Below are 14,056 nucleotides of genomic sequence, written 5' to 3'. Positions count from 1 at the left end.
TTTCTTAGATTGAACTTTTTAAATTTACAAAAATGTTACATAATGTATATAATTGTATTAAATCGTTTTCATACTTTGTTTTGCAATCCTGTTTTTGCTCCGATTTTATACGAAATAAAGAAATATTTCACAGAAAACTGTATAATGAGATTCATACAGCATGAATGGACCAGGAGTTGAAAGTATGCCCAAGATACCCGTTACTCGCGATGGTAAACGCGGTTCGAAAACGCTGCTCATCTCATCAGAAGACGTAGTCAAGATTGAATGTATCCGCAACAAGGAGTACATCATCCATACGCTGGAGGACGCTTATTATTACTGCTCCTCTCCCGATGCTTTTGAAGAATGGCTGTATGAAGACGGATTCCGGCTGATCGATCAGACGAATTTGGTCAATATGAACTATATTACCGACTACGATCCTGGCAAGGGCATCGTCTATTTGGGCACTCCAGGCAAGCAGTTCTCCAAAACGGCCTCCGCGGCGCGCATTCATCGCGAACATATCACCAATGTGATGGAAATGCTTCGCATTGCCAGCCACGAGCAGGATAAGGGCTTCCCTGCAGACAGCGATTCCGACGAAAAGCTCCGTAAAATGATTTCGCAGAACGGCGACGATCAGTTTTACAGATCCTATGCGATGATTCAGGCGATCTACGAACGGGCGCGGGCCGAAAAGCTGTTGGAGCAAAGCGAGCAGCGGTACAAGTCATTGTATGAAAACAATCCCGATGCGATATGTTCGTTCGATTCGGACGGCATTTTTATAAGTGTCAATCCGGCTACGGAGAAAATAACCGGCTACCCTGCGAACGAACTGCTGCAAAAATCGATGAAGCACATGATCGTTCCGCAGGACGTGGAGCATTGGGAGCAGCATTTTCAAAAAGCTTTGGAGGGCGAAACGCAAACTTACCGGATTTCGTTCATTCACAAGCTCGGGCAGCCGGTATCCTTAAGCGTGATCAACGTGCCCATTATTGTCAACGAGCAAATCGCCGGCGTATATGCGATCTGCAAAGATATATCGGAGGAGCAAAGGTCGGAAGAAATGCTGATCAAGTCTGAAAAGCTTTCCATCGTCGGACAACTCGCCGCCGGTGTCGCCCATGAGATCCGCAATCCGCTTACTTCGCTCAAAGGATTTGTCCAGCTTTTGCAAAACAAAACTACCGATTACCGGCATTATTACGACATTATGCTCTCCGAGCTGGACCGGATTAACTTTATTGTAAGCGAATTCCTCGTCATCGCTAAACCGCAAGCCGTTTCTTTCCAGCCCAAAGATATCAAGGAGATTTTAACGAACACGATTGCCCTGCTCAGCTCTCAGGCGATCATGAACAATGTGGAAATCGCCAGCAATTTGGCAGACGGCCTGCCGCCGATTCACTGCGATGAGAACCAGATCAAGCAGGTGTGCATCAACATCCTGAACAATTCGATTGACGCCATGCCGGATGGCGGGGAAATATTCGTCGAGGCCCGGCTCCACGGTGAAAACGAAATCGCCCTGGTCTTTACCGACTACGGCGTCGGCATTCCGGAGGACAGGCTTCCGCGGCTGGGCGAGCCTTTCTATACGACGAAGGAAAAAGGCACCGGACTCGGTCTCATGGTAAGCTACCGGATCATCGAAAACCACCACGGCCGCATGCACATCCGAAGCAAAATGAACCAGGGCACGGTTGTCGAAATCACGTTGCCCACTTATAAAAATATCAAGGGGGTCTCCCCTTGATACGGAATAAAGCCTCCATATCCGTAAGGGATGGAGGCTTTTGGGCGCTGAGCGGCCGGAGGGCCGGCGCGGTGGTTTTCATCGTTCCGCCGGCCCCGGGCGGAGCGTTCCCTCCACGGTACGATCGTTCCGTGGAGGGTTTGACGTCCATCGGGCCGGAGGGGCCGATGCAGCAGCTTTCGCGAAACCAGCGAAAGAGGACTCAGAGAGGGCGCAGCCACTCTTCCCCGCCGTCACGCTCGGGTTGGCACGCCGAAGTGGGAGGCGCAAAGCGGCTGGCAGGGAAAAAACCTGCGAAAGTGCAGTTTTTTTCCCTAAAAATGGCTCATTTCAGCGAAAAGCCTGCAATTGTACAGGAATTTCCGATCAACGTGGGCGGAGACCCGCATTTTAGCAAAAAAAACTGCAGATTTGCAGGAATAATCCTCATCCGGCATATCGCGGCGCAAAAAGATGCACTTTTGCAGGCTTTTTGCGTGCGGTGGCCGCCGATCGTGCTTTTGCAGGTGTTCTGCGCGCGGCCGCTGCCGATGTTGCTTCTGCCGCTTTCCGCGCGCGGCCTTCGCCGATGGTGCTTTTGCAGGCGTTCTGCGTGGTGGCCGCCGACGGTGGTGCTTCTGCCGGCTCTCTGCGCTCGGCCTCCGCCGATCGTGCTTTTGCAGGCGTTCTGCGTGGTGGCCGCCGACGGCGGTGCTTCTGCCGCTTTCCGCGCGCGGCCTCCGCCGATGGTGCTTTTGCAGGCGTTCTGCGTGGTGGCCGCCGACGGTGGTGCTTTTGCCGCTTTCCGCGCGTGGCCTCCGCCGATGGTGCTTTTGCAGGCGTTCTGCGCGCGGTGGTTTTTACATCACACCGGGAGCACCGGGTGCGAGTTCTCTTCGCGGCACGCCGGTTTTCATCGCGCCGCTCCCCTGAATCCGCAAATTCGGGAGGCGGTCTTCGTTTCGACCAAGCGGGATTACCGGTTTAACAGGCTGCCTACGTAGCGAAGCAGTTCATTCGCGCAAACCGGGCAGTATCCGTGCTCGTCGATCAATTGTTTCGTTACGTCGTTGATTTTCTTAAGCTGCTTCTCATCCGGCGTTTTGGTCGATGTCGTGATTTTTACAATATCTTTCAGGTCGGCAAACAGCTTTTTCTCAATCGCCTCGCGGAGCCGTTCATGGCTGCTGTAATCGAATTTTTTGCCTTTGCGGGAGTACGACGAAATGCGAATGAGAATTTCTTCGCGGAACGCTTTCTTTGCATTTTCGGAAATGCCGATCTGCTCCTCGATCGAGCGCATCAGCCGCTCATCCGGATCCATTTCCTCGCCGGTAAGCGGATCTTTAATTTTGCCCCAGTTGCAGTAGGCTTCGATGTTGTCGAGGTAATTGTCAAACAGCGTTTTGGCCGACTCCTCAAAAGAGTAGACGAACGCTTTTTGCACCTCTTTCTTGGCGATATCGTCGTATTCCTTGCGCGCTATGGAAATAAAGTTGAGGTAGCGCTCCCGCTCGTCTTTTGTGATGGACGGATGCTGATCTAGTCCGTCTTTCAAGGCGCGAAGCACATCCAGCGCGTTAATGCACTGAAGATCCTGGCGGATCAAGGCGCTTGAGATGCGGTTAATGACATACCGCGGATCGATTCCGCTCATGCCTTCCTCGATAAACTCGTTTTGCATCTCTTTCAAATCCGCTTCCTTGTAGCCCTCGACGGCTTCGCCGTCATACATGCGCATTTTTTTGACAAGATCCATGCCTTGTTTTTTCGTTTCCTTCAGTCGCGTGAGAATCGAGAAAATAGCCGCGACTCTCAAGGCGTGCGGAGCAATATGAATGTGCGACATGTCGCTCTGCCCGATGAGTTTGTAGTAAATTTTTTCCTCGTCGGCAACTCTGAGGTTGTAAGGAATCGGCATCACGATCATCCGCGATTGCAGTGCTTCATTTTTTTTGTTGGCGATAAACGATTTGTACTCCGTCTCGTTCGTATGCGCGATGATCAGCTCGTCGGCGGAAATAAGCGCAAACCTGCCTGCCTTAAAGTTGCCCTCCTGGGTCAAAGACAGCAAGTTCCAAAGAAACTTCTCGTCGCATTTGAGCATTTCCTGAAATTCCATGATGCCGCGGTTCGCCTTGTTCAATTCCCCGTCAAAACGGTAAGCCCGCGGGTCGGATTCGGAGCCGTACTCCGTGATGGTCGAAAAATCTATACTTCCCGTCAAATCCGCGATATCCTGCGATTTGGGGTCCGACGGGCTGAACGTCCCGATGCCGACCCGCCCTTCTTCGGAAATAAGCACGCGCTCGACGAGCACGTCCTCGATGCATCCCTTGTATTCCGTTTTCAGACGCATTTGGCAGGACGGGCACAAAGTTCCCTCAATGCGCACGCCGAGCTCGCGCTCCACTTCGGAGCGAAGCTCATGCGGAATCAAATGAAGCGGATCTTCATGCATCGGACAGCCTTTAATGGCGTAGACGGCACCGCGGTCCGTTTTGGAGAATTGTTCAAGCCCCCGCTTGAGCATGGTCACAATGGTCGATTTCCCTCCACTGACAGGCCCCATCAGCAGCAGTATCCGCTTGCGGACATCCAGACGGCGTGCGGCGGAGTGAAAATATTCTTCCACCAGCTTCTCGATAGCGCGGTCAAGGCCGAACATTTCCTGATTAAAAAATTTGTAAGATTTATTGCCGGTTTCATCGTTAATGCCTTGCGACGCGATCATTTCGTAAACACGGGAGTGTGCGGTTTTCGAGAGGCCAGGGTTATTGCGAACCAACTCTATGTACTCCGCGAACGTACCGGTCCAGGCCAGCATTTCCTTCTCCGTACGATGCTCCGTGATTCTTTTAAATATGTCCATGGGTACCTCCTTTCACAGCCCCCTTTGTGATGCCAGGTCGGCTCGTGATGGTGAATTGTGTATTACAATCCTATGCACTCATGGAGGATAAGTTTCCCGAAATTTTTGCCGCAGACGTGAAAGACCGGCTTTCTTGCCGATGCAAAAGGCCAAAAAATCAGCCCTGTTCGGAAGCGGAGCTGAGCCCCATAGCTTTCGTAATTTCAAGCGCGCAGAAGGTCAGTTCTTTCCTTAAAAGCTCGATCGCCAGTTGCCTCCCCGATACGATCAGGCTGGGCACGGCCACAGCGGCCGCCAGCCCGACCTTCGGATTGCCCGCCAGCACGGCGATATCGCGATCCACATATGGATTTCATATCCAGCTCCGAGACGATGCACTGCCGCTCTTCGGCATCCGCCGCTTGATACCCCTCGTGTTCCGCCAAATAACGCTCTCTTTCTTCCTGCTGAAGGTGAGCGAGCAGGAGCCGCCCCGATACCGAATGCAGCGCGTCGAATTTGGAGCCCACTTCGATGGAAAAGCGGATCTTTCCGGGGCTCTCCGCCTGATGCAGCACGACTAACTCACCATCGTGCAGAACGCTTAAATGGCAGGACTCCCACACCTTCCGCGCCAGATTGCGCATAGGAATGGAGGCGAATGCCCCTCCTCTCATGTGAGGGGAAATTCATTGGACTTTTTCGCACTGCGCGTAACTCCCAGTGCGTGGTGTTGCGCTGCTTGACGGCGGTCGGACGATCACATTTGCGGCTTTTTCCACCAAAACTACCGTTCTAGTCCATCTAAACTGGAGATTCCTGCATAATCGCAGAATTTTCCCCGAAACGGCCCGTTTGCATCGACAAAGCTGTACTTTTCAAGCTGCCCCAGAAAACGAACATTAGAGAGACAGAACTCTAAAAACGCGTAGAAAACCTGCGAAAAACAGATTGTTAGGTTAGAGGGGGCATAGCCGCTCTTCTCCAATCCCACGCCACTCCATGCTCGGATTGCAGAGCTGAAGTGGGGGGATCAAGCGGCTTGGCAGGGAAAAAACTGCGAAAGTGCAGGTTTTTTCTGCAAAAATGGTTCATTTGGTCAAAAAGCCTGCGATTGTGCAGGAATTTTCGATGAAAATGAATCTGAGCCCATGTTCGAGGTGAAAAAGCTTCACAATTGCAGGAATTTGTCGTGGATAGCGTATCCGTCGAGCAAAAACTGTACTTTTGCAGGTTTTTTACGCGCAACCAGGTAGATGGGTTACCGGCTCCGGCGTGTTGGTTTCAGGGTAGCCGCTGCACTGAGCGAGCGGCGCTCCCAAAGGACGCCAACAAAAAGGCGGCAGAAAGCAACGAAGATCGCTTTCTGCCGCCTTGCTCGGCGCTTACAGCAGCCGCTGCAAGCGCAAGATCGTGAACCGGTTGCGCACGAACAGCGCATCCCGCAGTGACGCCTCAACCAGCTCCGGCTCCACGCCGAGCTGCCCGGGCGTCACCGGTCCCTGCACCGCCGCGAGCCACGCGCTAAGCTGCTCGGGTGCAGGGACCGTACGGGCGATGTCCTGCACATCGCCCCATTTTTCCGCGATGTGCGCCTTCAGCGCGCGCGCATCGACGGCCGCAGCATCCGCCGGGAAATTCTCGGCGATGACCTGCCCGGCCATGTCCCCGTAGGCTTGCCGGATGCGCTCCGCATCCGCCGCGCCGCCCAGGACAGCGCTTTGCGCGAGGCGCGCGGCGGCCTCGCCGGCCGTGACCGCGAGCAGCGCCTGGTAGCGCTGCGCCATCATCACGGTCGCGACGCCGACCTTCGCGCCGTGCAGCAGCGCCCGGCGGCGCTGCTGCAGAAGCACCATCTCCCAGTAATGGGAGAGATGGTGCTCCGCCCCCGAGGCCGGCCGCGAATGGCCGATCAGGAGCATGGAAATGCCGGATAAAATCAGGCCTTCCATCAGCTTTTGCATGCCGAGATCGCTGCGCGCGGCGATCTCGTCCAAATGGGCCGTGCACAGCTCCACGGCCTGCACGGTCAGCCGCGCGCACAGCTCGCAGTAGTGCTCGTCCAGCAGCAGGCGGCCCAGCGCCCAGTCGGCAAGCGATGTGAACTTGCCGAGCATGTCGCCGAAGCCGGCCGCGACCATCGCCTGCGGCGCCTCCGCCAGCAAGGCGAGGTCGGCGAAGATCGCCTCCGGGGCGGAGCAGGCGATCGTCTGCTTGAAGCCGCGGACGATCAGCGGCGCGCCCACGGACGCGAAGCCGTCGACGGACGGGGCCGTCGGCACGGACAAGAACGGCCGCTTCGTCCGGTGGGCGGCGAAGCGCACGATGTCGTGGACGGTGCCCGCGCCCACGGCCACAAGCGCCTGCGACGCCAGCGGCGTATCGAGCAGTACCTGCACGATCGCCTCCTCGTCGGCGGCAACCTCGCCCAGCGTGTTCTCGCGAATCACGCTGACCGAAACGTTCAGCTGCGCCGCTTCCAACAGCCCGCGCAGCTTTTCTCCCGCCGCTTGCTGCGTCTTGCCGTCCGCAACAAGCGTCACATGGCTGTAGCCGGCTTCTTTCACATAGCCGGCCACCGCCTCCAATGCGCCGCGCTCGATGACGATGCGGCGGATCGGCACCTCATGCCGTTTGCCGCATTCGCAATCAAAGCTTTGGTCCAGCCATGCGTCCAATACGGAATCCCCTTGAGTCGATTTCATTGTCCTCATCCTCCCACGAATTCATGCAATTGCCCCATAAAGCCCCCGGTCGTCCCGGGCATCCCCTCTGAACATGTACGTACAAGTAGATCTGTCCCTATTCTATCAAATCCTGTGCTATAATGGTACAACTACTTCAGCATTCCAGCGCAGGAGGACGTTTGCCGTTATGCCGATTCAAAGCGAAACGGAGCTGTACGCTCCGATCAAACAATACTTCGAAAAGCTGGGATATACGGTCCGCGGCGAGGTGAAGCATTGCGACCTGGTCGCCATGCGGGGCGAGGAGCCTCCCGTCATCGTCGAGCTTAAAAAGAGCTTCAACATTCCGCTGCTCGTGCAAGGAATCGACCGCTTGAAAATGACCGATCAGGTGTACGTCGCCTTCGAGCTGCCGAACAAAGGGCGCGCTCCGCACCGCTTGCATTGGGACGACGTGCGGCGCTTATGCCGGAGGCTCGGCCTCGGGATCATAACCGTGCAATTTTACAAACGCAAACAACCCGCAGTCGACATCGTCTGCGAGCCCGTTCCTTACACGCCGCGCCACAATAAGCGCGCAGCCGCCCGGGTCGTTCACGAATTTCGCGAACGGAGCGGAGATTACAACGTAGGCGGCAGCACCCAGCGGAAACTGATGACCGCCTACCGCGAAAAATCGTTGCACTGCGCCTATCTGATCCGCCTGCAGGGGCCGTTAAGCCCGCGCCGGCTTCGCGAGCTGACCGGCAACAAGGCGGCCGGCGATCTGCTGCAAAAAAACTTTTACCGCTGGTTCGTCCGCCAAAGCCGGGGCATCTACGGCATTACCCCGCTCGGCGAGCAGGCGCTGGATACATATTCGGAAGTAGCGTCCGCCTTCAGCGTTCCCGCTTCCGAGGCTCCCTAGGAGTCTCGCCATCTACGCTCTTCTCCCGAGCTTATCAGCTCCGACGGCGCTTTCCGGCCAAGCTCCGCTTCCTGCCGTCTGACCGGAAGTAGCGTCCGCCTTCGACGAGCAGGTTTCCGAGACTCCTTAGGAGTCTCGCCTTCAACGCTCCTCTCCCGAGCTTATCAACTCCGAACCGGCTCTTTTCGCCCAAGCTCCGCTTCCTTCCGCTTGATCAGCGCCTTGTGCATCCAAATCGCGGCCTGGGAGCCTTCGCCCATGGCGATCGTAACTTGCTCCGCATGCACGCCGACATCTCCGGCCGCCCAAAGGTTCGGTACGCTGGTCATTTTGCTGCGCGGATCGGTCATGATGTGGCGGTTCTCCAGCCGTTCCGCGCCCAGTTGGCGGGCCAGATCGGATTTTACTTCATTGCCGCCGAAGGCGATGAAGCCCCGTTCCGCCTCGATCGGCCTCCCGTCCGCGAGCCGGACACCGTGGAATTCGCCGTCCCCGCTCGACGACACTTCCTTGATATCCTCCGCGATGCAGGCAATGCCGAGCTGCTCAAGCCGCTTCATAAGCTCTTCCTTGACCGTTTTTTTCCCGTGATTGATATAGACGATCTCCCTTGTCCGGCTGCTTAACGTTATCGCCATACCGGCTCCCGCGTCGCCTGAGCCCAAGACGATCGTCCGCCTGCCGCTGATTTCGTAGCCGTCGCAATCCGGACATACGTAGACGGTAAGGCCAAGACAGCTTGTCAAGCCGGGCAGATCGGGAAAGCTGTCCAGCAATCCTGTCGCGAGCAGCAGTGTGACGGCCTCATAGCTTTTGCCCGTTTGGTCCCACAGCTCGAATCCCGCACCGTCTTCGCCCTTTCGGACCGCCTGGACCGCTTCGCCCCGGACGAAAACGACGCCGAGCCGCTCCGCCTGCAGCCTGCCGAGCCGTCTCAGCTCGCTGCCGGATATGCCGTCCGGCCAGCCGAGCACGTTGTGATAGCTGCGGCATAACGTAGAACGGCCATAGCCGGCGTCGATCACGAGCACCCGATGCTCGTATCTTCCCAGCTGTATGGCCGCTTGCAGACCGGCGATGCCGCCGCCGACGATTATGCTGTCATAGTGATCCATTAGCCTATGCGCCCTCTTTTCCCGCATTCTTCTGCAATCTGGTTGTATGTACACTTCCTGTATGTAGGATACCCGCACTCGGACGATTCAATGCCGTACCCGGACGATGCCGCTAATGATCTTTAATTAATTTCACAATGCCGAACTGGGTAAGCGATGCGGCGGTCAAAATCCAGGGAATCGACCCTCCGTCCAGCCCGCCCCCGAAAGCGATCAGGCACAAAATTGAAATGACCCGGCCGATGTTCAAAAAGAGCTCTCTGGTGACAACGCTCTCTACGCGCAGCTCGCCTTTGAGCGGCAGCTTGGCGATCAGCCCGTAGTAATAGCCTGTCATCGTGTTTCCTTGCAAAGGTGAAAATATGGAATATAAAATCATAAAGCAGATGACCGAAGCCAGATTCATGCTGCCGATCAAAAGCAGCGAGCCGATGACATAACCTGCCGTCGATATGGTCAAATATAAGCGCGCTTTGCACGCCTGCGCATATTTGGAAATGAAAATGCCCGTCACGATGCTCAAGCTGGAAAACAGCACCCCCAGGTATCCGACCAAATCTTCCCGCGGCAGCACTTTAAACAGCAGTATGTTCGGAAGAAACAGCATCGTCCCCTGCAGCAGGCCCATGCCGAAAAATCCGAACAAAGAATACCGCCACCTGCGGTCTTTTTTCATCAGCAGCCCGGCGAATTTCAAATAATAAGCTTTGTGATGACCGCCCGTCGCCTTGATTTTCAAGCTGATCAGCGTAGCAATCAGGAACATGACGAACGCGATGGAAAAAACGATCGTATAGCCGCGCAGCCCTTCCTCCTGACGGATGATGAAGCCTGCCAGCGCAGGGCCGGCGAGCGTCGCCGCCGTAAAAAATATCATATTGAACGCCAAATACCGGATCCGGTTCTGTTCCGTCGATACGTCATACATCAGCGTCAAATAACCGACCCAATAAAAAGCCGCCGCCAAACCGTTGAAAACGGCAAAAAGCATGTAGTAATCGACCAGCTTCCCCTGCGCAAGGATGACGCACAAATAAAACGCGGCGATCAACGTGATTCCCAGTCTGTACGATACCATTCTGTCTTTTTTCTTGATCATCCAGCCGCCAAGCGCGAAGCCGATCGGAGTCAGCAAATAAACGATGATGTTGTACGTGCCGTTGACAGCCAAACTTTGCGTGAGCCGCCACAAATACAAGTTCAGGAATACTCCCGACATCGAAGCGCCGAATTGAAAGGTCGAATGAATGGTGAGCGAAATGATGGCTTCCCGCGATAGACGTTTTTCCAGTGGAAGCGGATTCTTTTTGGCCAGAAGTCTTGTCTGAATTTGACCTAACATATGCGGCAACCCTCCAATCTTTCTCATTGTATCAGGGTACCTGGGCCCTGTTAAACGGCAAAAAGCCCCAGCAAAGACGCTGAGGCTTCATTAAAGCTCGTTATCGACTTACTTCTTGAGGCTATCCCACGTTTTCTGGAATTCATCCAGCATTTGATCCTTCGTATACTTTTTCGCGACATAGCCTTGCATCGCATCGCCGAATTTTTTGCTCGACGCTTCGCCACCTGGGAATTTGAACCAGTTCCAGCTGAGCGTTTTGTTCGCTTTGCTGTAAGTGATAATATCGGCGGCCAGCGGCCCGAGCACTTTCTCGTCGGCATTGATCGATTTGAAGGCAGGGATAAACTTGAATTCATCGGTAATATATTTTTTGCCTGTATCCGAGGTCACGAGCCAGTTCAGGAATTTTTTCGCCTCTTCTTTTACAGGCGAGTTTTTATTGATAACCCAGTTGTTCGGCACGCCGACAAACAGTTTATCGCTGGCTGTCGCGTCATCACTGATCGGCATCGGCAGGAATCCGATTTTAATGTCAGGATTCGTTTTGGAAATTTGCACTTGCGTCCAGTTGCCCTGCTGCGTCATAGCCGCTTTGCCGGTTGCGAAGTCAGTCACCTGCGTGTTGTAATCCGTTTGCAGCGGGTTTTTGTTGCCGTATTTCAACTGAAGGTCGAACAGCTTCGTCCAATTATTGAACACTTCGTTGCCCGGAATTTTCGCCGTTCCTTTGTTCAATCCGTCGATGAACGCATTCGGGTCCGGCTGATAAGCGAACGGAAGGTTCACGAAATGGTTGCCCAGCACCCACCACTCCGCATAGCCGTTTTCGAAAGGTGTGATGCCTTTAGCCTGAAGCTTTTTCGCGGCATCTTCCAATTGCGTTAGCGTTTTGGGCAGTTCGGTGATGCCTGCTTGGGAGAACAGGTCTTTGTTGTAAATGAATCCGTAGCCTTCCAGATTGAGCGGCTGGCCGTACAGCTTGCCATTTTTGGTCATCGGCTCTTTGGCTACGTCGACCAGATCTTTAACCCACGGCTGATCGGAGAGATCTTCCAGGTTGTCGATATATTTGTCCAGGTCGGAGAAGCCGCCGTTGTTGAAAATGTCCGGTTTGTCGCCGGAGTTGAATTTCGCCAGCAATGCCGCGCCGTAGTCGGCACCGCCGCCTACCGTATCCACCTGGATTTTCACATTCGGATTTTGCTTCTGATATTCTTGTACGAGCTTCGCCAGTTGGTCTGCGATCTCTACTTTAAATTGGAACATTTTAATGGTGACTTCTTTGCCGCCGGCCGCCGGCGCTGTTGTTGCCGCCGTTCCTGCCGTCGAAGACGGAGCCGGCGCTGTCTCATCTTTTTTTCCGCATCCGGCCGCTGCCACAGATAGAGTGAGCACCGCCGCCATGCTGAGCATCGTCAATTTTTTCATTTGAGTGAGCCTCCCTTTTTTATGGTTCGTTTCGCCTTACACGGTTTATTGTAAGCTGCTGCGTAACTCCGCAACACGGACAATATTGAACATTAAGGTGGAAGATATTAAACAAAATAGCTATTTATTAGATAAAATGCTTGTTTTATCCTTTGACCGATCCTGCCGTAATGCCCTCGACAATATGCCGCTGCAGCGACAGGAAGAAGATGACGATAGGAAGCACGCTGAGCGTCAGACCTGCAAGGGCCAAATCCCACTGCTTCGTATACTGGCCGAAGAAAGAGAACGTAGCGAGCGGAATCGTGCGCAGTTCCGGACTGCCCAGGACGAGCGACGGCAGCAAATAATCGTTCCATATCCACAAGCTGTTCAAAATAATAATGGTGATCGACATCGGCTTCAGAAGAGGAAACACGATTCTCCAAAACACGCCGTAAGCCGAGCTTCCGTCGACTGTCGCCGATTCTTCGATCTCCAGCGGGATCGATTTGATGAAGCCGTGGTACAGGAATACGTTCAGGGATACGCCGAATCCAAAGTAACACGCGACGAGCCCCAATTTGCTGTCCATTAGTCCGACCTGGCTGGCCACGCGCACCAGCGGAATCATAATGGATTGGAACGGAATGACCATGGCCGCCACGAAAGCCAGAAACACCAGATTGTTGAACTTGCTCGGCCTTCTTACCATCCGGTAAGCGGCCAACGAGCTGATCACGACGAGACCGATATTGCTTAGAGCAGTAATGAACAACGAGTTGAAGAACGCTTTCGGGAACTTCATGATCGACCATACTTTAACGAAATTGTCGAAGTTCAGGCTCTTCGGAAGCTTGGCCGTATTCGCCGCCAGCTCGGGGAATGTTTTCATCGAATTGACGATGACGAAGTAAAAAGGCACCAGAAACAGCAGCGCGACCAGAATGCCGAGCACTTCAAGCGACAGCAGGCGCGCGGAATATTTTTTGGCTGCATCCATTTACACTTCGACCTCCTTCCGTTTGGTATACATCACCTGGATGGTCGATATGATCGCAACCACGATGAAAAATATGAACGCTTTGGCCGTGCCCAGACCGTACCGGTTGTTGCGGAACGCTTCCTGATAAATGTTGATCGAGACCGATTCCGTCGAATTGAAAGGACCGCCCTTCGTCAGCGAGAAGTTCAGGTCGAAAATTTTGAAGGACCACGAAATCGTCAGGAACAGGCAGACGGTTACAGCCGGCATAATGAGCGGAACGATGATGCTGCGCAGCACCTGCATGCGCGACGCGCCGTCGATGTAAGCCGCTTCCAGCATATCTTTGGGCACGTTCGACAGAGCTGCGATGTAGATAATCATCAAATATCCGGCCCCCTGCCATACGCTGACGATGACGATTCCCCAGAAAGCCGTCGGTGCGTCGCCGAGCCATGGCAGTTCAAAAAATCCGATGTGCGTCAGGTCGCCGAGCGTAGCGAAGCCTTTGACAAAAATGAACTGCCAGATAAATCCGAGCAGCAGCCCGCCGATGACGTTGGGCATAAAAAATACCGTGCGGAGCACATTTCTCGTTTTGAGCGCCTGAGTGAGCAGCAGCGCCAGCAGAAACCCGACCGCATTGGTCAAAATGACGTTGGTTACGGTCAATCTGGTCGTGAACCAAAACGCATTGCGGTAATCGTCGTCATGCAGCAAAATTTGCTTGAAGTTGTCCAAGCCGTTGAATTTGACGTCCGTAGTAACGCCGTTCCATTCCGTGAACGAATAATAAATGCTCATGAGAAAAGGGATAACGACAATGACGAGGAAAAAGAGCAGTGCCGGGCCGACGAATACCCATTGCTGGAGAAGCCCTGCCATTCCTTTGTTGTTTTTCACGGGATTTGCCCCCTTGCGATGAAATAACTATATACCAAGTATAGATTCGTTGCGGGGAGCCCAACACCGACTATGGTGACGCTTTAGGTGGAATTTGTTGACCTCACCTGCTACAATTGTAGGGGAAAAA

The 14,056-nt window shown here is 54.2% G+C and carries 11 protein-coding genes and 1 pseudogene; 3 read left to right on the top strand and 9 right to left on the bottom strand.

Annotated elements, in window-relative coordinates:
- Window positions 1-184: 184 nt before the first annotated feature.
- Both AC0LWT_RS22450 and AC0LWT_RS22445 read left to right on the top strand, forming a co-directional pair.
- Window positions 185-1,747 carry a PAS domain S-box protein gene (locus AC0LWT_RS22450; protein ID WP_474683509.1) on the top strand — a complete coding sequence of 521 codons (1,563 nt, stop codon included), beginning with the start codon at window positions 185-187 and terminating at the stop codon, window positions 1,745-1,747.
- Window positions 1,748-1,914: 167 nt separating this feature from the next.
- Window positions 1,915-2,730 carry a hypothetical protein gene (locus AC0LWT_RS22445; RefSeq protein ID WP_474683508.1) on the top strand — a complete coding sequence of 272 codons (816 nt, stop codon included), beginning with the start codon at window positions 1,915-1,917 and terminating at the stop codon, window positions 2,728-2,730.
- On the opposite strand, the gene AC0LWT_RS22440 is transcribed toward AC0LWT_RS22445, so the two are convergent.
- From AC0LWT_RS22440 to AC0LWT_RS22425, 4 genes and pseudogenes are all read right to left on the bottom strand, one after another.
- Window positions 2,703-4,598 (bottom strand): PrkA family serine protein kinase, encoded by a 1,896-nt coding sequence (locus AC0LWT_RS22440; protein WP_474683507.1) that lies wholly within the window; start codon window positions 4,596-4,598, stop codon window positions 2,703-2,705. The two genes, AC0LWT_RS22445 and AC0LWT_RS22440, sit on opposite strands and share 28 nt — an antisense overlap.
- 157 nt (window positions 4,599-4,755) lie before the next feature.
- Window positions 4,756-4,941, bottom strand: a complete 186-nt coding sequence (locus AC0LWT_RS22435; protein ID WP_474683671.1) for a hypothetical protein — start codon at window positions 4,939-4,941, stop codon at window positions 4,756-4,758.
- Between the two features lie 67 nt (window positions 4,942-5,008).
- Window positions 5,009-5,224 (bottom strand): annotated as a pseudogene (locus tag AC0LWT_RS22430) (IclR family transcriptional regulator domain-containing protein); the annotation flags it as partial.
- Window positions 5,225-5,962: 738 nt separating this feature from the next.
- Entirely contained in the window at window positions 5,963-7,282 is a 1,320-nt protein-coding gene (locus AC0LWT_RS22425) for a sn-glycerol-1-phosphate dehydrogenase (protein ID WP_474683506.1), read from the bottom strand.
- Window positions 7,283-7,451: 169 nt separating this feature from the next.
- On the opposite strand from AC0LWT_RS22425, the gene AC0LWT_RS22420 reads away from it, so the two are divergent.
- A complete protein-coding gene (locus AC0LWT_RS22420; protein ID WP_474683505.1) occupies window positions 7,452-8,171 on the top strand; it encodes a DUF2161 domain-containing phosphodiesterase in 720 nt (239 codons plus the stop codon).
- A 164-nt stretch (window positions 8,172-8,335) separates the two neighbouring features.
- Here the strand turns inward: AC0LWT_RS22420 and AC0LWT_RS22415 are convergent, their stop codons facing one another.
- The 5 genes from AC0LWT_RS22415 to AC0LWT_RS22395 form a co-directional block, all read right to left on the bottom strand.
- Window positions 8,336-9,286 carry an NAD(P)/FAD-dependent oxidoreductase gene (locus AC0LWT_RS22415; RefSeq protein ID WP_474683504.1) on the bottom strand — a complete coding sequence of 317 codons (951 nt, stop codon included), beginning with the start codon at window positions 9,284-9,286 and terminating at the stop codon, window positions 8,336-8,338.
- 112 nt (window positions 9,287-9,398) lie between these two features.
- On the bottom strand, window positions 9,399-10,628 hold the full coding sequence (locus AC0LWT_RS22410) for an MFS transporter (protein WP_474683503.1): 1,230 nt from the start codon (window positions 10,626-10,628) through the stop codon (window positions 9,399-9,401).
- Between the two features lie 108 nt (window positions 10,629-10,736).
- A complete protein-coding gene (locus AC0LWT_RS22405) occupies window positions 10,737-12,059 on the bottom strand; it encodes an ABC transporter substrate-binding protein (RefSeq protein ID WP_474683502.1) in 1,323 nt (440 codons plus the stop codon).
- A gap of 145 nt (window positions 12,060-12,204) precedes the next feature.
- Window positions 12,205-13,041, bottom strand: coding sequence for a carbohydrate ABC transporter permease (locus tag AC0LWT_RS22400; RefSeq protein WP_474683501.1), 837 nt, complete (start codon window positions 13,039-13,041; stop codon window positions 12,205-12,207).
- On the bottom strand, window positions 13,042-13,908 hold the full coding sequence (locus AC0LWT_RS22395; RefSeq protein ID WP_474683665.1) for a carbohydrate ABC transporter permease: 867 nt from the start codon (window positions 13,906-13,908) through the stop codon (window positions 13,042-13,044). It lies immediately after the preceding gene.
- Window positions 13,909-14,056 lie beyond the last annotated feature (148 nt).

It is taken from the genome of Paenibacillus sp. sgz302164, from assembly GCF_056120505.1.
This window is presented reverse-complemented; position numbering and strand designations above follow the sequence as displayed.

Coding starts and splice junctions, on each gene's coding strand:
- AC0LWT_RS22450 (WP_474683509.1), top strand. CDS start 185: ATGCCCAAGATACCCGTTACTCGCGATGGTAAACGCGGTTCGAAAACG.
- AC0LWT_RS22445 (WP_474683508.1), top strand. CDS start 1,915: ATGCAGCAGCTTTCGCGAAACCAGCGAAAGAGGACTCAGAGAGGGCGC.
- AC0LWT_RS22440 (WP_474683507.1), bottom strand. CDS start 4,598: ATGGACATATTTAAAAGAATCACGGAGCATCGTACGGAGAAGGAAATG.
- AC0LWT_RS22425 (WP_474683506.1), bottom strand. CDS start 7,282: ATGAAATCGACTCAAGGGGATTCCGTATTGGACGCATGGCTGGACCAA.
- AC0LWT_RS22420 (WP_474683505.1), top strand. CDS start 7,452: ATGCCGATTCAAAGCGAAACGGAGCTGTACGCTCCGATCAAACAATAC.
- AC0LWT_RS22415 (WP_474683504.1), bottom strand. CDS start 9,286: ATGGATCACTATGACAGCATAATCGTCGGCGGCGGCATCGCCGGTCTG.
- AC0LWT_RS22410 (WP_474683503.1), bottom strand. CDS start 10,628: ATGTTAGGTCAAATTCAGACAAGACTTCTGGCCAAAAAGAATCCGCTT.
- AC0LWT_RS22405 (WP_474683502.1), bottom strand. CDS start 12,059: ATGAAAAAATTGACGATGCTCAGCATGGCGGCGGTGCTCACTCTATCT.
- AC0LWT_RS22400 (WP_474683501.1), bottom strand. CDS start 13,041: ATGGATGCAGCCAAAAAATATTCCGCGCGCCTGCTGTCGCTTGAAGTG.
- AC0LWT_RS22395 (WP_474683665.1), bottom strand. CDS start 13,908: ATGGCAGGGCTTCTCCAGCAATGGGTATTCGTCGGCCCGGCACTGCTC.